24 protein-coding genes are annotated in these 17,354 nt (G+C 66.6%); 10 read left to right on the top strand and 14 right to left on the bottom strand.

Going from position 1 to position 17,354, the window contains the following annotated elements:
- Window positions 1-19 precede the first annotated feature (19 nt).
- Complete coding sequence (gene clpS, locus KF783_RS01680; RefSeq protein WP_294076348.1) at window positions 20-349, top strand: ATP-dependent Clp protease adapter ClpS; 330 nt, start codon at window positions 20-22, stop codon at window positions 347-349.
- A 54-nt stretch (window positions 350-403) separates the two neighbouring features.
- On the opposite strand, the gene KF783_RS01675 is transcribed toward clpS, so the two are convergent.
- Window positions 404-1,138 (bottom strand): Crp/Fnr family transcriptional regulator, encoded by a 735-nt coding sequence (locus KF783_RS01675; RefSeq protein WP_294076151.1) that lies wholly within the window; start codon window positions 1,136-1,138, stop codon window positions 404-406.
- A 124-nt stretch (window positions 1,139-1,262) separates the two neighbouring features.
- Here KF783_RS01675 and murA point away from each other — a divergent pair, with 124 nt between their 5' ends.
- Both murA and KF783_RS01665 read left to right on the top strand, forming a co-directional pair.
- Window positions 1,263-2,546 (top strand): UDP-N-acetylglucosamine 1-carboxyvinyltransferase, encoded by a 1,284-nt coding sequence (gene murA, locus KF783_RS01670; RefSeq protein WP_294076150.1) that lies wholly within the window; start codon window positions 1,263-1,265, stop codon window positions 2,544-2,546.
- A gap of 46 nt (window positions 2,547-2,592) precedes the next feature.
- The gene (locus KF783_RS01665) at window positions 2,593-4,344 is read left to right on the top strand and encodes a bifunctional metallophosphatase/5'-nucleotidase (RefSeq protein WP_294076149.1); all 1,752 of its coding nucleotides are present in this window, start codon (window positions 2,593-2,595) and stop codon (window positions 4,342-4,344) included.
- 13 nt (window positions 4,345-4,357) lie between these two features.
- Here the strand turns inward: KF783_RS01665 and nusB are convergent, their stop codons facing one another.
- The 3 genes from nusB to hisG are packed head-to-tail and all read right to left on the bottom strand — an operon-like array spanning window position 4,358 to window position 6,770.
- Complete coding sequence (nusB, locus tag KF783_RS01660; RefSeq protein ID WP_294076148.1) at window positions 4,358-4,819, bottom strand: transcription antitermination factor NusB; 462 nt, start codon at window positions 4,817-4,819, stop codon at window positions 4,358-4,360.
- A complete protein-coding gene (gene hisD, locus KF783_RS01655) occupies window positions 4,819-6,111 on the bottom strand; it encodes a histidinol dehydrogenase (protein ID WP_294076147.1) in 1,293 nt (430 codons plus the stop codon). Before hisD ends, nusB begins: the two co-directional genes overlap by 1 nt.
- Complete coding sequence (gene hisG / locus KF783_RS01650) at window positions 6,108-6,770, bottom strand: ATP phosphoribosyltransferase (RefSeq protein ID WP_294076146.1); 663 nt, start codon at window positions 6,768-6,770, stop codon at window positions 6,108-6,110. The genes hisD and hisG overlap by 4 nt, the downstream gene beginning before the upstream one ends.
- 62 nt (window positions 6,771-6,832) lie before the next feature.
- Here hisG and KF783_RS01645 point away from each other — a divergent pair, with 62 nt between their 5' ends.
- Window positions 6,833-7,891, top strand: a complete 1,059-nt coding sequence (locus KF783_RS01645; protein ID WP_294076145.1) for a DUF2332 domain-containing protein — start codon at window positions 6,833-6,835, stop codon at window positions 7,889-7,891.
- On the top strand, window positions 7,888-8,280 hold the full coding sequence (locus KF783_RS01640; RefSeq protein WP_294076144.1) for a DUF6157 family protein: 393 nt from the start codon (window positions 7,888-7,890) through the stop codon (window positions 8,278-8,280). The genes KF783_RS01645 and KF783_RS01640 overlap by 4 nt, the downstream gene beginning before the upstream one ends.
- On the opposite strand, the gene KF783_RS01635 is transcribed toward KF783_RS01640, so the two are convergent.
- The 4 genes from KF783_RS01635 to KF783_RS01620 form a co-directional block, all read right to left on the bottom strand.
- Window positions 8,272-9,156, bottom strand: coding sequence for an alpha/beta hydrolase (locus KF783_RS01635; RefSeq protein ID WP_294076143.1), 885 nt, complete (start codon window positions 9,154-9,156; stop codon window positions 8,272-8,274). The genes KF783_RS01640 and KF783_RS01635 overlap by 9 nt on opposite strands.
- A 65-nt stretch (window positions 9,157-9,221) precedes the next feature.
- Window positions 9,222-10,124 carry a pirin family protein gene (locus KF783_RS01630; protein WP_294076347.1) on the bottom strand — a complete coding sequence of 301 codons (903 nt, stop codon included), beginning with the start codon at window positions 10,122-10,124 and terminating at the stop codon, window positions 9,222-9,224.
- Window positions 10,114-10,566, bottom strand: coding sequence for an NUDIX domain-containing protein (locus KF783_RS01625; RefSeq protein WP_294076142.1), 453 nt, complete (start codon window positions 10,564-10,566; stop codon window positions 10,114-10,116). The genes KF783_RS01630 and KF783_RS01625 overlap by 11 nt, the downstream gene beginning before the upstream one ends.
- Window positions 10,563-10,850: a BolA family protein gene (locus KF783_RS01620; RefSeq protein ID WP_294076141.1), complete on the bottom strand. Its 288-nt coding sequence runs from the start codon at window positions 10,848-10,850 to the stop codon at window positions 10,563-10,565. Before KF783_RS01620 ends, KF783_RS01625 begins: the two co-directional genes overlap by 4 nt.
- A 35-nt stretch (window positions 10,851-10,885) precedes the next feature.
- On the opposite strand from KF783_RS01620, the gene KF783_RS01615 reads away from it, so the two are divergent.
- The 4 genes from KF783_RS01615 (at window position 10,886) to KF783_RS01595 (ending at window position 13,054) form a co-directional block, all read left to right on the top strand.
- Window positions 10,886-11,491, top strand: a complete 606-nt coding sequence (locus KF783_RS01615; protein ID WP_294076140.1) for a J domain-containing protein — start codon at window positions 10,886-10,888, stop codon at window positions 11,489-11,491.
- A 70-nt stretch (window positions 11,492-11,561) separates the two neighbouring features.
- Window positions 11,562-11,840, top strand: coding sequence for a hypothetical protein (locus KF783_RS01610; RefSeq protein WP_294076139.1), 279 nt, complete (start codon window positions 11,562-11,564; stop codon window positions 11,838-11,840).
- A 59-nt stretch (window positions 11,841-11,899) separates the two neighbouring features.
- Window positions 11,900-12,250 (top strand): hypothetical protein, encoded by a 351-nt coding sequence (locus tag KF783_RS01605; RefSeq protein WP_294076138.1) that lies wholly within the window; start codon window positions 11,900-11,902, stop codon window positions 12,248-12,250.
- A gap of 37 nt (window positions 12,251-12,287) precedes the next feature.
- A protein-coding gene (locus tag KF783_RS01595) for an IS5 family transposase (RefSeq protein ID WP_366511683.1) occupies window positions 12,288-13,054 on the top strand; the annotation gives its coding sequence in 2 pieces (ribosomal slippage) (window positions 12,288-12,612 and window positions 12,612-13,054; 768 coding nt in all).
- Between the two features lie 40 nt (window positions 13,055-13,094).
- Here KF783_RS01595 and KF783_RS01590 read toward each other — a convergent pair.
- Genes KF783_RS01590 through KF783_RS01560 form a run of 6 tightly spaced genes read right to left on the bottom strand, consistent with a single transcriptional unit; the run spans window position 13,095 to window position 16,498 of the window.
- Window positions 13,095-13,295 carry a hypothetical protein gene (locus KF783_RS01590; RefSeq protein WP_294076136.1) on the bottom strand — a complete coding sequence of 67 codons (201 nt, stop codon included), beginning with the start codon at window positions 13,293-13,295 and terminating at the stop codon, window positions 13,095-13,097.
- 41 nt (window positions 13,296-13,336) lie between these two features.
- Window positions 13,337-13,801: an SRPBCC family protein gene (locus tag KF783_RS01585; protein WP_294076135.1), complete on the bottom strand. Its 465-nt coding sequence runs from the start codon at window positions 13,799-13,801 to the stop codon at window positions 13,337-13,339.
- 11 nt (window positions 13,802-13,812) lie between these two features.
- On the bottom strand, window positions 13,813-14,577 hold the full coding sequence (locus KF783_RS01580; protein ID WP_294076134.1) for a VOC family protein: 765 nt from the start codon (window positions 14,575-14,577) through the stop codon (window positions 13,813-13,815).
- A gap of 13 nt (window positions 14,578-14,590) precedes the next feature.
- Window positions 14,591-15,316: a DUF1428 domain-containing protein gene (locus KF783_RS15775; RefSeq protein ID WP_366511682.1), complete on the bottom strand. Its 726-nt coding sequence runs from the start codon at window positions 15,314-15,316 to the stop codon at window positions 14,591-14,593.
- 24 nt (window positions 15,317-15,340) lie between these two features.
- Entirely contained in the window at window positions 15,341-15,994 is a 654-nt protein-coding gene (locus tag KF783_RS01565; RefSeq protein WP_294076133.1) for a glutathione S-transferase family protein, read from the bottom strand.
- Between the two features lie 24 nt (window positions 15,995-16,018).
- Window positions 16,019-16,498 (bottom strand): VOC family protein, encoded by a 480-nt coding sequence (locus KF783_RS01560; RefSeq protein ID WP_294076132.1) that lies wholly within the window; start codon window positions 16,496-16,498, stop codon window positions 16,019-16,021.
- A 77-nt stretch (window positions 16,499-16,575) separates the two neighbouring features.
- Here KF783_RS01560 and KF783_RS01555 point away from each other — a divergent pair, with 77 nt between their 5' ends.
- Window positions 16,576-17,304, top strand: a complete 729-nt coding sequence (locus tag KF783_RS01555; protein ID WP_294076131.1) for a helix-turn-helix domain-containing protein — start codon at window positions 16,576-16,578, stop codon at window positions 17,302-17,304.
- The last annotated feature ends 50 nt before the right edge of the window (window positions 17,305-17,354 follow it).

Here is a 17,354-nt window from a genome sequence, read left to right as displayed (position 1 = left end):
GCTGACCCCCTTCACCCTGATGGCCGACGATCCCGACCGCGACGACGATGGCGGATCGGCCACCGGGGTCGCCACGCGGACCCGCGCCAAGACGAAGAAGCCCACGCCCTATCGGGTGCTGATGCTGAACGACGATTATACGCCGATGGAATTCGTCGTGCTGGTGCTCCAGCGTTTCTTCAAGATGGACATGGAGGAGGCGACGCAGGTGATGCTGCACGTCCATCAGCGCGGCGTCGGCGTGTGCGGGGTGTTCAGCTACGAAGTGGCCGAGACCAAGGTCGCGCAGGTGATCGATTTCGCCCGCCAGAATCAGCATCCGCTGCAATGCACGCTCGAAAAGGCGTAGCGGCGCGATAATTCCGTCCGGTCTGCCCGGTAGCCGGGCCAGCCGGCGACAGGATCAACGGGGCGCGGGAAGCCAGCTGAGATCGAGGCTTTCGTAGCGGTTCACATAATTGGCGGCGCGGGCGAGCGCCCGGGCGTCGATCAGCGTGACCCGGCCCGATTCGCGCGCGATCAGCTTTTCCTCTTCCAGCTGCCGCAGCATGCGGTTGACGTGAACGGCGGTCAGGCCGGTCGCGTCGCCAATCTCTTCCTGGGTCAGGCCGAGCGCGAAGACCTTGTCGATCGACTTGTCGGTGGAGCGCAGGCGGTTGCGCAGGTCGAGCAGCAGTGCCGCCACCCGGGCCTTTGCCGAGGTTCGGCCGAGCGCGGCGAGCCGATCGGTCAGTGCGACCCGCTCGATCTGGCTGAAGACGAGGATCAGCGCCGACAGGCGGGGATGCGCGGTGAGCAGCTGCGCGAACGCGTTGCGATCGAACGGACAGACCACGCAATCGGAAAGCGCACACAGCGTTTCGGGCGATTCGCGATAGATGATCGTCGAAACTCCCAGCATGTCGCCGGGGAACAGGAAGCGCAGGATCTGCCGGCTGCCATCGTCGAGCAGCACATAGCTCATCATCAGCCCCTTGCGGAGGATGTAGAGTTCGTCGCCCGGTTCATTCTCGCGCTGAAGGATCGCGCCGCGACGGATGTGACGCTGACGCTCCTCAAGCTGCTCGAGCGCCGACCGTTCGGTCGACGTCAACTCGATCAGTTCGCCGAGAACCTCCGCGAAACAACTACCTGACACTTGGTACTTTCCCCCTGCTGGGTGCTTGCAAAGCAGTCATGCGATTTCAATGCATTAAAATCGATCAATGCGGGCGGCCCGAGCGGCAGCTTGCGTGCGATTTTCGAGGCGCTAGAAGCGCCCGATGGACCGTATCCTCATCCGTGGCGGCAATCGTCTTTCCGGCAAGATCGCGATTTCCGGAGCCAAGAACGCGGCGCTCACCTTGATGCCCTGCGCGTTACTGACCGATGAACCGCTGACGCTACGCAACCTGCCTCGACTCGCGGACGCCGATGGTTTCGGCCATCTGCTCAACGAACTGGGCGCATCGACCGCAATCGAAGGAACGCGACCGACCGATTTCGGCCGGGTGATGACGGTGCGTGCCTCGCGCCTCACCTCCACCGTCGCGCCCTATGACATCGTGCGCAAGATGCGCGCGTCGATCCTGGTGCTCGGGCCGCTGCTGGGGCGGGCGGGGGAGGCGACGGTGTCGCTGCCCGGCGGCTGTGCGATCGGCAATCGCCCGATCGACCTGCACCTCAAGGCGCTGGAGGCGATGGGGGCGGAGATCGAACTGGCCGCCGGCTATGTAAAGGCGACGGCGCCGGGTGGACGACTCGCCGGCGGCAGATACCGTTTTCCGGTGGTGTCGGTCGGCGCGACCGAAAATGCGCTGATGGCGGCGGCGACGGCCAGGGGGACGACGGTGCTGGAAAACGCCGCGCGTGAGCCGGAGATCGTCGATCTGTGCAATCTGCTGGTCGCGATGGGAGCGTCGATCGACGGGATCGGCAGCGAGACGCTGACCATCGAAGGTCGCGAGCGGCTGCACGGCGCCACCTACAAGGTGATGCCGGACCGGATCGAGGCCGGCAGCTATGCGTGCGCGGCGGCGATCACCGGCGGCGACGTCCTGCTGGCGGGTGCGTGCGCCGGCGACATGCGCGCGACGCTGGACGCGCTCGTGGAGGCGGGCGTGACGGTCGAGGAAAAGAAGGACGGGGTGCGGATCGCCGCGGATGGGCCGCTGCGTCCGCTGACGCTGTCCACCGCGCCCTATCCCGGCTTTGCCACCGACATGCAGGCGCAGTTCATGGCGATGCTCTGCAAGGCCGAGGGCGCGAGCGTGCTGACCGAAACGATCTTCGAAAACCGCTATATGCACGTTCCCGAACTGGCGCGCATGGGCGCGGACATCACCGTGAGCGGGCGCACCGCCGTGGTGCGCGGCGTCCCCGGCCTGGTCGGCGCGCCGGTCATGGCGACCGATCTGCGCGCATCGATGAGCCTGATCCTGGCCGGGCTGATCGCCGACGGGGAAACCCAGGTCAGCCGCGTCTATCACCTCGATCGCGGCTATGAGCGGCTTGAGGAAAAGCTACAGGCGGTCGGTGCGGACATCGAACGCGTCGGTGACGGCTGAACGCGACGCTGATATCGCTGCTCCGTCCGAATCGGGAGCCAAGTCGATGAAGCGTCTGACCCTTTTGCTGACCGCCCTCGCGCTCGCGGGGTGCGCGCAACAGCGCGTCGCGGGGACCGATGGGGGGCCGGTCACCGTCAAGGTGATCGCGTTCAACGATTTTCACGGCAATCTGGAGGTGCCGGGGCGGCCGGTGGACGTCCAGACCGCCGATGGCACCGTGGTGAAGGTCCCGGCCGGCGGCGCCGCCTATTTCGCCACGGTGGTCAAGCGCTTGAAGGCGCAGGCGAAATACAGCGTCGTGGTCGCGGCCGGCGACCTGACCAGCGCCAGCCCGCTGCCCTCGTCATTGTTCCTCGACGAACCGACGGTCACCGCGATGAACATGATCGGGCTCGAAATCACCTCGACCGGCAACCATGAATTCGATCGCGGCACCGCCGAACTGCTGCGCCTGCAAAAGGGCGGCTGCGAAAAGCTGACCAATCGCCAGCCATGCCAGCTGGAGCCGTTCAAGGGCGCGGCCTATACCTATCTGTCGGGCAACACGGTTCGCGCGGACGGGTCGAGCCTGCTTCCCGGCACCACGATCAAGCGGTTCGGCACGGGCAAGAACGCGATCACGATCGGCTTTATCGGCCTGACCACCCGGATGACCGCCACCTATGTCGATCCGGCGGGGATCAAGGGCTACAGCTTCGCGGACGAGGCGGAAACGGCGAACCGGCTGGTCCCGGCGCTGAAGGCACAGGGCGCGGACGCGATCGTCGTGCTGGTGCATGAAGGCGGCTATCCGGCCCGCACCGATCAGCCGGAAAAATGCGACGGCCTGTCCGGGCCGATCGTCGATATCGTCAACCGGCTCGACCCGGCGATCGATCTGGTGGTGTCGGGCCATACCCACCGCGCCTATGTGTGCGAGATGCCGAAGGGGGACGCGGCCCGCCCGGTATTGCTGACCAGCGCCGGCAATTACGGGCCGTTCCTGACCGACATCACGTTGACGTTCGACCCGGTGACGAAAAAGCTGATGGCAAAGAGCGCGCGGCAGGTGGTGGTACAGGGCGACGGCAATCTGAGCGCCGCCGGGCCGATCAAGCCGGTCGCCGCCTTCCCGACGGTGCCGGCCGATCCGGCGGTTGCCGCCCTGGTCGCCCGTTATGTGAAGGCGGCGGGGCCGATGGCGAACAAGGTCGTCGGACGCGCGTCGGCGGCGATCGACCGGGACGAGGATAGCGAAATCCGCGAATCGCCGCTGGGCCTGCTCGTCGCCGATGCGCAGCTGGCCGCGACCCGCAAGGACGGCGCGCAGCTTTCGCTGATGAACCCGGGCGGGCTTCGTGCGTCGCTGACCCCAGATCCCGACGGCACGGTCACCTATGGCGACCTGTATGCCGTTCAGCCGTTCGGCAACAATTTGCAGGTGATGGAATTCACCGGCGCGCAGCTGCGCGCGGTGCTGGAACAGCAGTTCAGCAATATCGACGGGCCGAAGGTGTTGTTCACCTCCGGACTGACCTACAGCTTCGACCAGTCGAAGCCGGAGGGGCAGCGGATCATCGCGCCGATGGTGGCGGGACAGCCGCTGCGCGACGACGCCACTTATCGCGTCGCGCTCAGCACTTTTCTGGGCGGCGGCGGCGATGGCTTCTCGACGCTGACCAAGGGGCGGATCGTCGCGGGCGGGATGGTCGATCTCGACGCGCTGGTCGCGTATTTCGGCGGCGGAAAGACGATCGATCCGCCGGCGCTCGGCCGCGTCAGGAATATGACGCCAGAGGGCTGGAAGGCGAAGTAGCGCCCGCGCGGGCCTAGCTGCGGACCTGTTTGGCGATCGCGTCGAGCAGGCCGTTGACGAACCCCTTTTCGCGGCGGTCGTAAAAGGCGTCGGTGACGTCGAGATATTCGCTGATCGCGGCGCCGGTCGGCACGTCCTTGCGCGCGAGCAGCTCATAGGTGCCGGCGCGCAGAATCTGGCGCATCGGCCGGTCGAGCCGGTCGAAATTCCAGTCGTCCGACAGTTTTGCGGCGATCAGCGCGTCGATCTCTTCCCGGCGGGCATCGACGCCCTTGACGATGTCGTCGAAGAAGGTCGGATCGGCGTCGGCATATTCGACATCCTCGATCGTCGCGCCCAGGCGGTGGTGGTGAAACTCGGTCAGCAGCTGGGGAAGGGGCGTCTTCTCCATTTCCTGCTGGTAGAGCGCCTGGACGGCGGCGAGCCGCGCGGCGGCGCGCGCCTTCGATCGGGTCTTTGCGGTCGGGCTGGGCATCAATCGGTTCCTAAACGAAGCGCCACCGATTTCGCGTGCGCGGGCAGGCCTTCGGCCTCCGCCAGCGCCACCGCCGCAGGGCCGATGGCGGCAAGGCCGGCATCGTCGAGCGCCAGGAAGCTGGTGCGCTTCATGAAATCGAGGACGGAAAGGCCGCTGGCGAAACGTGCGCGGCGGCCGGTGGGGAGAACGTGGTTGGGGCCGGCGACGTAATCGCCGATCGCCTCGGGCGTCATGCGGCCGAGAAAGACCGATCCGGCGTGACGGACTCGCGCGAACAGCGCCTCGGGATCATCGACCGCGAGCTCAAGGTGCTCGGGCGCCAGCCGGTTGACCAGCGGGATCGCCTCGTCCAGCGAGCCGGTGAGGATGATCGCGCCGTTCGCGTCCCAGCTGCGCCGTGCGGTGTCGCGGGTGGTGAGCGCGCCGATCTGGCGATCGACTGCGTCGGCCACCTTTCCTGCGAATACCGCGCTGTCGGTGAGCAGGATCGACTGGCTGGTGGGATCGTGCTCGGCCTGGCTGAGCAGGTCGGCGGCGATCCATTCGGGATCGTTGCGACCATCGGCGACGACGACGATCTCGCTGGGTCCGGCTACCATGTCGATGCCGACCACGCCGTACAGCTGGCGCTTGGCCTCTGCGACCCAGGCATTACCCGGACCGGTGACGACATCGACCGCGGCGATGCGGCCGGTGCCATAGGCGAGCGCGGCGATCGCCTGCGCTCCGCCGATGCGCCAGATTTCATCCACGCCGGCGATTTCGGCGGCGGCCAGGACGAGCGGATTGACCTCCCCATTCGGGGTCGGGGTGACCATCACCAGCCGATCGACCCCAGCGACCCGCGCTGGAATGGCGTTCATCAGCACCGAGCTGGGATAGGCGGCGCGGCCCCCGGGGACGTAGATGCCGGCGGCCTCCACCGCCTGCCAGCGCGCGCCGGTGCGCACGCCGGCCTGGTCGGTCGTGTCGCTATCCGCCGGACGCTGATGTTCGTGATAGGCGGTGATGCGGTCGGCCGCGAGCCGCAGCGCGTCGCGCAGCTTCGGGTCGAGCTGGTCGAGCGCGGCCGCGCAATCCGCCTTTTCGATGCGCCAGCCGGTCTCGTTCAGGTCATGGCGATCGAACTTCCGGGTGAATGCCCGCAACGCGGCATCGCCTTCGTCGCGGACGCTCGCGACGATCGTGCGCACGTCGCGTGCGACATCGGCATCGGCCTCTCGCCGGGCATCGACCAGGTCGCGGAACGCGCGGGTGAAGCCGGGATCGGAGGTGGAGAGGCGGATCATGCCGCGACCTCCTCGACCGCGCGACGGAACGCATCGACCAGCGGCACGACCTCGCCCCGGGTCTTGAACGCGGCGCGGTTGACGATCAGGCGGCTGGTGATCGCCATGATCGTTTCGACCTCTACCAGCCCGTTTTCCTTGAGCGTGCGGCCCGAACTGACGAGATCGACGATGCGCGGGGCAAGGCCGAGTTTGGGCGCCAGCTCCATCGCGCCGTTGAGCTTCACGCACTCCGCCTGCACGCCGCGCGCCTCGAAATGCCGGCGGGTGAGGTGGGGGTATTTGGTCGCGACGCGAACATGGCTCCAGCCGCGCGGATCGTCGGTCGCGGCAAGGTCGGCGGGCTCGGCGACCGACAGGCGGCAATGGCCGATGCCCAGATCGACCGGCGCATAAAGTTCGGAATAGGCGAATTCGCCCAGCACGTCGGACCCGACGATGCCAAGCTGTGCCGCGCCGTGCGCGACGAAGGTGGCGACATCGAACGCGCGCACGCGGATCAGGTCGATGTCGGGCCGGTTGGTGGCAAAGCGCAGCGCGCGCGATCCCGGGTCGGAAAATGCCGCTTCCGGCACGATCCCGGCGCGTGCCAGCAGCGGCAGCGCCTCGTCGAGGATTCGGCCCTTGGGAACGGCCAGGATGATCGGTTCGCGCGTCATGGGCTGCGCGCCTTTACTTGGGGGGGCGGGCAGGCGCAACAAGGGGCGGGAGGAATGTGCCGATGACGCATGCGATGGAGATTGACGACCCGCGCGCGGCATTCGCCAACCAGGTCGCATATTGCCGTGCGAACGGCGCCCCGATCACCGCGCGGGTGGTCGAGGCGATCCTGCACGCGTTCGACGGTCCCGGCGCGTTCGTCGCGACGCTGCGCGCCTGGCCGGGCAAGTCGATGGCGGATGCGCTGCCGCTGCGGGCGGCGGCGGGCCTGCATGCGCTGACGCTTTCGGGAAAAGCGCCCGCGCTGGCGCCGCTCTATGCGGGAAAGGCTGCGGCGATGGCGGATGCCGACGCGCGCGTCGCCGATGCGATCGCGCGGCACGATGCGGAGCTGCTGCCCTGGCTCGACGGGCCGCCGCAGACCAATGAGGCAGGGCGATCGTCCAACTATATCGCGGCGCTGCTGTGGCTCGCCGATCGCGGGTTGCCGGCGCGGTTCGAATGTATCGAAATCGGGTCGAGCGCGGGGATCAACCTGATGCTCGACCGCTATCGCTACGATCTGGGTGGCGTGACGATCGGACCGGCGGACGCGGCGATGCGGTTGGCCCCGGAATGGCGCGGGACGCCGCCGCCGGGCGGCGACATCGCGTTCGAATCGGTGCGCGGATGCGATGTCGCGCCGGTCGATCTGACCGATCCGGCGCAGCTGCTGCGGCTCAAGGCATATGTGTGGCCGGAGCATCGCGAGCGATTCGCGCGCCTTGATGCGGCGGCCGCTGCCGCGCGCGTGGCGAAGCCCGATCTGGTGGAGGCGGATGCCGACATGTTCGTCGCGGCGGCGCTCGCCCGGCCCCAGCCGGCCGGAACGACGCGCGTGTTGATGCACACGATCGTCTGGCAGTATCTGGGCGCGGAGCGACAGGCGCGGATCACCGCCGCGATGGCGCGCGCGGGTGCGGCGGCGCGTGCGGAACGCCCGCTCGCATGGGTTACGGTGGAGGCGAACCGCGCGACGTTCCGGCACGAGCTGACCTTGCGTTACTGGCCGGACGGCGGCGAACCGCACACGCTGGCCTATGCACACCCCCATGGCGCCTGGATCGAGTGGCTGGCATGACGACGACCAACGATCGCGACCTGCTGGTCACCGTTTCGGGCGACACGCCGACCGACACCGCGCGGGTGCCGGAAAAGCCGGGATCGGTCGCGGCGGTGCAATATGCGCTGCTTGCCGGGCGCCCCTATGCGATGACGAGCGACGACCTGCTGCACGCGGCGCATCGCGCGCGTGGCGGCGAGGTGGATCGGGCCGCGTTTTTCGCCACGCCGCGGGCGTGTCTGCGGGCCTCGCCGCTGGTCAAGCAGTTCGGCTGGGGCATTCATCACGATACGGACGGGCGGATCGCGCTGGTCGCGATGGAAAGCGCGGACTATGCGCGCCTGCTCGCCGATCCGGCGGTGACGAAGCGGCCGGGAATGCGGCGTCACCGCGCGCGTTCAGCCTAGCCAGTCGAGCATCGCGCCGGTCACCGCATCCGGCTTTTCCCATGGCACGAAATGGCCGGCGTCGATCCTCACCACCTTGAGGTCGGGGATAAGCGCGTCGAGTCCGTCGAGCTGGACCGGGAGCAGCGCCTGATCGCCCGTTCCCCAGATGACGAGCACCGGCATGCGCAGGGGCGGGAAGGGGGCGTCCAGAAACGCCGGGCGTTCCGGACTTTCGTCCATCGCCGGGACGATCACCGCGCTGGCGCGATACCAGTTGAGCATCGCGGTCATCGCGCCGGGCTGGCCCCATTCGTCCAGATACGCGGCGCGCTCGCCGGCGATCAGGGCGGGATCGACATGCCTGGCGAAGCTCTTGTCGAAAAACGTGCCGATCCCCATCGCGGCGATGCCCGCCTCCATGCCGGGATCACGGAACGCGCGCATATATTGGCTCGCGGCGCGCTGGGCCATGTCGTCGAACAGCGATTTCTGAAACACGAACGGATGCGGGGCATTGACGATGATCAGCCGCTCTACCCGGTCCGGGTGCTGCAATGCCGCCATCCAGGCGATCGCGCCGCCCCAGTCATGGCCGACCAGCGTGAACCGGTCCTTGCCGAAATGGGTGGCGAGCGCGAGCAGGTCGCCGACCGGCTTGTCCGGCGAATAGCTGGCGACCCCCTCGGGCTTGGACGAGCGGGCAAAGCCGCGCTGATCCGGCGCGATTACGAAGAAGCGGTCGGCGAGCACCGGGATCTGATGCCGCCAGGTGCGGTGCGATTCGGGAAAGCCGTGGAGCAGCACGATCGCCGGCGCGGCCGGGTCGCCCGCGGTCGCGACGTCGAGTTCGACCCCGGTGGAAAGCGCAACGCGCTGAAGTTCGAAATCCGCCATGCCATCTCTCCGCAATTTTTCGAATATGCGGTTTGTTGCATCGTCGGCGGGGCTTCAAGCCCCTTTCAGGGATAGCTCACCGTCTTTGGCACTTCCGGCAGCGGGATGAACTCGGCTTCGTCGCCCGGCACGATCGGAAAGCGCCCCGCTTTCCAGTCCTCCCTGGCCTGATGGATGCGATCGCGGCTGGACGACACGAAGTTCCACCAGACGTGGCGCGGTGTCGCGAAGGCTTCACCCCCACACAGCATGACGCGTGCGCCGGACGCCGAATGCAGGCGCGCCGCGATGCCGGGGCGCAACACGTAGAGCGTCTGTGGTTCGAGTTCGATCCCGTCAAGGTCTGCCCGCCCCATCGCGACATAGACGGCGCGTTCATCCGCTTCGCCGTCGATCGGGACGCTGCCGCCGGGCGACAATGCGATATCGGCGTAGATGGTAGCGGCATAGGTGGTGGTCGGCGCGCTGACGCCCCAGAGCGATCCCATGATGACGCGCGCCCGCGCGCCGCCGCTTTCGACGACCGGCAGCTCGATCGCGCCGACATGTTCGAATGCCGGGTCGATCTCCTCGAAGGTTTCGGGAAGCGCGAGCCAGGTCTGGATCCCCGACAGTTCGGGGCCGATGTCGCGCTGAATCTGCGGCGATCGCTCGGAATGGGCGATCCCCTTGCCGGCGGTCATCAGATTGACCGCCCCCGGCTCGATCGTCGCCATCGTGCCGAGGCTGTCGCGATGGTCAATCGCGCCGGCGAACAGATAGGTCACGGTGGCGAGATTGATGTGCGGATGGGGGCGCACGTCGATCCCCTGGCCAATGTCGAGATGCGCCGGCCCCATCTGATCGAAGAAGATGAACGGGCCGACCATCGTGCGCGGGCGAGAGGGCAGGGTGCGATGCACCTTGAACCCGCCCAGATCGTGGGTGGTCGGCGCAATCGTCTGGATCACAAGGTCGTCATATTCCATGGCCACCTCCATTCGCGAGCAGCAGGTCGATCAGGTCTTCGGGGAAATAGGGTTCGTCCTGCGCGGCGAGCGCGGCGGGATCGAACCAGCGCCAGCTGCGCATCACGCGCCGTTCGAGCGCGGTATGACCGGCGCTCGCGATATCGGTCGTCTGGGTGGTGACCGCGAAATAGCGTTCGTCGGCGGTGACCGGTACGCCCTCGATCGTCACGAAATCGACGACGCGTCGCGCCACCTGGGGACCGCAGTCGAGATCGAGGCCGGTTTCCTCGCGCAGTTCGCGCCGCGCCGCCGCTTCGTAGCTTTCCCCCGGATCGAGCGCGCCGCCCGGCGTACACCAGAAGGGCGGGCGGTCGTCGGGCGTGAACCGGAACATCAATACCCGCCCCGCCGGATCGGTCAGCAGGATGCGCGCGGCCGGGCGGGGCGCGCGACTGCTCATCGCTCTCCCGGCGCGGTGGCGCGAATCGCCATCGCATGGACGCGATCGGTCATCAGGTCGCCGAGCGCGCGATTGACCATCCGCTGGCGGTCGAGGCGTGACTTGCCGGCAAACATCGCGCTTTCGATCACCACGGTGAAATGCGATTCGCCGCTGCCATCGTCGCCCATATGGCCGCGATGCCGGGCGCTGTCGTTGACGACGTCCAGCTGTGACGGGGCGAGTGCCGCCATAAGTCGGGACTGGATTTCACGGGCGACGGGGCCGGTGGCGCGATCGGTCATGGCCCCTATATAAGCGGTTTTTGCGCCGGAGAACCATGGCCCGCGAACCGCGAAAGGATCGACCGCATTCCCGCTTCCACGGCCGCGTGGAGGCGGACGGAAGGCTGTGCGCCGAGCCGGGCTGCCGCGAACCGGGCGAGTTTCGCGCGCCGATGCCGGGCGGCGCGGGCGAGGGCGACGGCCCGCGCGCGTTTCGCTGGCTGTGTCTCGACCATGTCCGCGCGTTCAACGCGGGATATAATTATTTCAGCGGGATGAGCCCCGACGAGATCCATGAGGCGCAGCGCCCCTTTGCCGGTTGGGAGCGTGAGACGCGCGCGTTCAACGCCACCGGCGGTGCGGATCGGCCGCCGCGATGGGCCGATTTTTCCGATCCGCTCGACGCGATCGGCGCGCGATGGCGCGATGCGGTGCCGGCGGGGCGCAAGGACGGCCGGCCCTTGACCGGGCGCGATCGCGAGGCGCTCAGGACGCTCGCGCTGGACATCGACGCCGATCGCGGCGCGCTGCGGCGGCGCTATTCGGAACTGGTGCGCAAATATCATCCCGATCGCAATGGCGGAGATCGCAGCCACGAAGCGATGTTGCAGCGCGTGATCGAAGCCTATCAGCAACTCAAGGTATCGGCCGCCTTCGCCTAGGCGGCGTGGACAAATTCTGGCTTGATGTTGGTTCCCCTCAGCCGCCAACACATTTAGGGTCCGCACTCCATTGGAGGGCCTGATTTTGGCAGAATCGATAGCGATCCAGCGCATCATTCGTCGCGCTGAAGGCGAAGGGAACGCCATCGACAGAGTCAGTTCGGGGTGGAGCCGCATCCGTGAAGTGACGCACATGGTTGGTGATCTCAGCGAAAGCCTCTGGATCGCTTTGCAGCGCGATGAGCCGCAGCTTCGGAGTTGGACCAGTGACGCGACGCCGCACAATCGTGCGGAACGCGGTTTTACGGACGAGGATGCCAGTGAGGCCGTTTCTTTCCCTAGGTCGTGAACTCATAAAGGTTGGCGCCGCGTGCATGTCGTGTCAGACCCGGCTCGATGGAGGGGCGGATGGACGACGCGGCTTTTCTGGAACGCGAGTTTGAGCTGGATGGCTGTAGCCTGCCGGTGCGCTTCTACATGCCTTTCAAGGCCCCCGGTGGGGAGTTTCAGTGCCGGTATTCGGTAGGCTGGCCGGAGCGGGAAGTCCGGCGTTACGCGTGCGGGTTGGACGGCGTTCAAGCTCTGATGCTGGCGATGAGGACCGTTCACACCGATCTTGTCGAGAGCAACGCCTACAAGGGCGGGCGGCTTACTTGGTGCGAACAGGCTGATCTCGACCTTCCGCCTACTTGGGGCGGCGGATCGCTCTACGATGCTCCTCCCCAACCGGACGGAGATGCTCCGACGGGGCCAGCATAGGCTTCCCCGCGCACGCTACATCTGATTCAGCGTCGGCATGAGCCGATATGATCTGACCGACTTCGAGTGGCGCGTGATCGAGCCGCTGCTGCCCAACAAACCGCGAGGTGTGCCGCGCGTCGATGATCGTCGCACGCTGAACGGCATCTTCTGGATGCTGCGTTCCGGTGCGCCATGGCGCGACCTGCCGGACCGCTATGGCCCGCGTACCACCTGTTACAATCGCTTCGTCCGATGGCGGAAGGCAGGCGTGTGGGATCGGTTGATGGACGCCATCCCCGCCGCCCACGACGGCGACATCCAGATGATCGACAGCACTTCCGTTCGCGCCCACCAGCAGGCCGCGACAGCAAAAAAGGGGGTGCAGATCACTGTCTCGGTCGATCACGCGGCGGGCTCACGACCAAGATCCACGTCGTTGTCGATGCGCAAAGCCTCCCGATCCGGCTCGGCCTGACCGCGGGCCAGACGCACGATGGTCAGATCGCCGACACGCTACTCGACCGTCTCGGCCCACGCACCATCGTGCTGGCGGACAAGGTCTACGATGCCGACCGCATCCGCGCGCTTATCCAAGACCAGGGCGCCACACCCAACATCCCGCCGAAGAGCAACCGCAAGTGGAAGCCCTGCTTCAGCAAGCGGCTCTACCGCGAGCCCAACCTGATCGAGCGGTTCTTCTCCAAGCTGAAGCACTTCCGCCGCGTCGCCACACGATACGACAAGCTCGCTGCCAACTTCCTCGCCATGGTCCAGCTCGCCTCAATGCGGCTGTGGCTGCGAGCTTATGAGTCTACGGCCTAATTAGCCGCGAAGGTCATTGACGCTACGCGAGCGGGTTGATTCAAAGCTGCCTTTTGGAGGCGGATTTGAGCCGGGGCGATTGCACCGAAGCGGAATGGCGGATTTTGAAGAGCTTGCTACCGATCGAGCCAGAAAACCGTGGTCGAGGCAGGCGTCCCGAACAGAACCGCTCGATCATGATGCGCTGATCGGCTTGCCCCGATACGATCAACTGGCCGACAGCTTCCTCGGGATGGTCCATCTCGCGACCGCCAGATACTGGCTCAAATTTGTCCACGCCGCCTAGGGTTCGGCGGCGATGCGCCGGGCGACCGCTTCCCATTGTTCGGCGACCTTTCCCCAGCCTTCATGGAAGCCCATCGCCGCGTGCTGCGCCTTTGCCTCCGCCGTCCAGTGACGGGCGCGCCCCTGGTAGCGTGTCCTGCCGTCGCTTTGCGGCTCGAACGCGAAGCTGCCGACCATGAACGGCGCGCCTGCCGGGTCCCAGCCCGGAGTGAAGGCGTCGGTGAAGACGATCAGCCGTTCCGGCACGACCTCCAGATAGACGCCGCGATTGGGCATCACTTCGCCATTCGGGCCGTACATGGTGATCGATGCGCTGCCGCCCGGGCGCAAATCCATCTCCTGCACCTCGGCGCGCCAGGGCGGGGGGCAGAACCACGCGTCGAGATGATCCGTATAGGCGCGCCACAACGCGCTCGCCGGCGCATCCATCAGCCGTTCGACGACCAGTTCATGTTCCGCCATCCTGTCTCTCCCTATCGCGGTGCAACGAGGCCGAATGTGGCGCCCTGTGGGTCGCTGGCGTGGAACACGCGCTCGCCGCCCGGCACCTCCATCGGGTCGCTATGCGGCGTTCCGCCCAGTTCCCTGACCTTCGCATGCGCCGCGTCGATGTCGGGAACGCGGAAATAGAAGGTCCAGCCGATCGCCCGTTCGCTATTTTCGCGCGGCATCATCGCGCCCCACACCGCGTCATCGCCCGACATGTGGAGAAAGCTGTATTCGCCCCACGGCATCGGCATCGCGCCATTCTTTTTCCACCCGAATGCCCGGCCGTAGAAATCGAGCGCGGCGGAGTCGTCGCCGGTTTGCAGTTCGTTCCAGCTGGCCTTGCCCATCTCGGTGCGGGAATAGGCGCGGCTGTCCTCCGGGCTGGCCCCGCGCATGACGTGGAATTTCGCGCCCTGCGGGTCCTGGACCAGCGCCATTCGCCCGACCCCCTCCATCGTCGTCGGCGGCATATGGACGGTGCCGCCCAGCGATTCGATCAGCGCGACGCTGGCATCGACATCATCGACGCCGATATAGCCCAGCCACACCGGCGCGGTGTCCATCGGATTGGGCATGATGCCGCCGACGCCATTTCCCTCGCTGCCGGCGTTGACGATCGTATAGTCGCCAGGGGCGCCGGGGAATTTCGTAGGCACCCAGCCGATCACCCGCCGGTAGAAATCGATTGCGGCGGGCGCGTCGCTGGTCAGCAGTTCGTACCAGATCCAGCTGCCATGGGGATTGGCCATTGCGTTTCTCCGTTCAGCGTGCGGCGGTGTCGAGAACCGGGGTGAATCCACCCCACATCATCCGTTTGCCATCGAATCCCATGTCGGCGGGCGGCTTCATCCGCTCATCCTCCATGATCTTTCCCCAGGCCGCATCGCGTGCGTCCTTTCCGGGCCATTCGATCCATGAAAAGACCACCCGCTCGCCGTCCTGGCGCAGCGTCGCGCGGTTGAAATCGGTCACCTGCCCGTCGGGAACCGGGTCGCCCCAGTTCTCGACGATGCGCAGCGCGCCATATTCGCGAAAGATCGCGGCGGTGTGTTCGTTGAACGCGCGATACGCCTCGCGGTTCGCTTCCGGCACCGCCAGCACGATGCCGTCGATATAGCCGGGCGCGTCGGCGGCGCCGGTATCGACGATCGTTTCGAATCCGGCGAACATCATGCGGCTGCCGTCAAAGGGCATGTCGCTGGCCATTTCCGCCATGGCCGGATCGCTCATCATCCGTTCGTTCGCCGCGTCGCGGGTCGCCTTGTCGGGATATTCGAGCCAGCTGAACAGGACGGTTTCGTCCTCCTTCAGCTTCACCGCCTGTTTGAGGTCGTTGATCTTGCCGTCCGGGACATCGTCGCCCCACGCCTCGACGAAGCGCGCCGCGCCCAGCCCGGTAAACAGGTCGATCGCCCGTTCGGCATGTGCCAGATACGCGTCCCGGTTTGCGGTGGGGACGGGGGTCAGGAATCCTTCGACATAGGTCATCGTTCTTCTCCTGCGATGCGCCGTTCAGGCGGCGACCGGATCGGGTTTGAAATCGGCAAGCTGCGCGGCCAGGGCGCGCCGGAATGCGGGGCGTTCGAGCGCGCGTTCAAGATAGGTGAGGAGGACGGGGCGCTCCTCGATCAGGCCGCTCCCTTCCGCCTGGCGCAGCACCGTCGCCATTGCGATGTCGGCGATTCCGAACCGGCCCGCCAGCCAGTCGCGCCCCTCCATCGCGTCCGCCAGCCGGTCCAGCCGCTGCCCGGCGAACGCCATCAGACCGGGGCGCCGCAACTGCGCCCATTCCTCATCCGCCGCGAAGATCCGGATATTGGCGAGTTCGAGCATCATCGGCTCGACGCTGTTGAGCGCCGCGAACACCCAGCTGATCGCCGTCGCCCGCGCCTGCGGATCGCGCGGCAGCAGCCGTTCGTCCTTTTCACCAAGGTGGAGCAGGATCGCGCCGCTTTCGAACATGCGGACATCGCCGTCGCGAAGCGCGGGAACCTGGCCCCAGGGTTGTTCCCGAAAATAATCGGCCGGCCGGGGCGCGGTGGCCTGGAGCAGTCGCATCGAATAGGGCAGGCCGATCTCCTCGCACGCCCAGCGCGGGCGCAGGTCGCGCACAAACCCCTTTGCAAAGTCGGGAACCCAGTCGAATCCGGTGATTTCGAGCGGCATGACGCGTCTCCTTTCGCGTGCGGTTCAGCCCTGCGCGGCGGCTTCGATCGCCGCGATGTCGATCTTTCGCATCGTCATCATCGCGGTCATCGCGCGCCGCGCCGCATCCTTGTCGGGATTGTCGTAGATCAGTTCGAGCAGCCGGTCGGGCGTCACCTGCCAGCTGACCCCCCATCTGTCCTTGCACCATCCGCACATGCTTTCCTCCCCGCCATCGGCGGTGATCGCCGCCCACAGCCGATCGGTTTCGGCCTGGTCGCGGGTGTGGATGACGAAGCTCACCGCCTCGGAATGCCGGAACATCGGTCCGCCATTGAGCAGCAGGTAGCGGTGGCCGGCCAGCTCGATCTCGGCGATGATCACCTCACCCGCCTTCTGCGAGGGCGTATCGACCGGTGTCTTCTCAACCCTGACGATCCGGGCGTCGGGGATGAGCGACGTGTAGAATTTCGCCTGTTCCTCAGCCGTGTAGTTGCTCCAGATACAGGTGGTCATCCGGGTCATGCCGTCTCTCCCGCGACTCGATCGCTTGAACGTGATGCGCCGATGAGTTATTAAAAGCAACTGTGAAGTTAGGAAAAATGACCAATCGTGATCAAGGCGCGGGTGCGGGCGCGGGTGCGGGTGCGGATGCGGGCGCCGGAACGACGCGGCGGCGCTGGTATGACGATGCCTGCGGCACCGCCATGGCGCTCGAACTGGTCGGCGAGCGATGGGCGCTGATGATCGTGCGCGAACTGATGTTCGGCCCGCGGCGGTTCGGCGAAATTCGCGCCGCATTGCCCGGATTGAGCGCGAACGTGCTGACCCAGCGGCTGGAGGGGCTGGAGGAATCGGGCATTCTGGTGAAGCGCAGGCTGCCGCCGCCCACCAGTGCGCAGGTCTATGAACTGACCCGCTGGGGCTATGAGGCGGAACGGCCGATCCAGCTGCTCGGCAAATGGGCGGTGCGCTCGCCCGCGCACGACCCGACGCTCCACATCTCGAACGCGTCGGCGATGATGTCGCTGAAGACGATGCACGATCCGGCACTGGCGGGCGATCTGGATTTCACGGTCGGCTTTTGCATGGACGGCGACGCGTTCGTCGGTCGCTACAATCGCGCCGGGATCGACCTGCATCGCGGGCCGGTCGATGCGGTGGACGTCGTGTTCGTCGGCCCGCCATCGTCGATCGTGGCGGCGGTCTATGGGGGCGCGATGGCCGATCTGGAAGCGGCCGGCGCGCTGAGGATCGACGGCGATCGCACCCTGGCAGAGGCATTCGTCACCCGCTTCCCGCTGCCGTGCAAATGGACGCGGGACGCATAACCGGCTCGACTTCGCATCTGCACAAGGTCTAGTGACGCGCTCGACTCTGC

The sequence above is a fragment of the Sphingomonas sp. genome, from assembly GCF_019635455.1.
Taxonomy (GTDB): domain Bacteria; phylum Pseudomonadota; class Alphaproteobacteria; order Sphingomonadales; family Sphingomonadaceae; genus Sphingomonas.
This window is presented reverse-complemented; position numbering and strand designations above follow the sequence as displayed.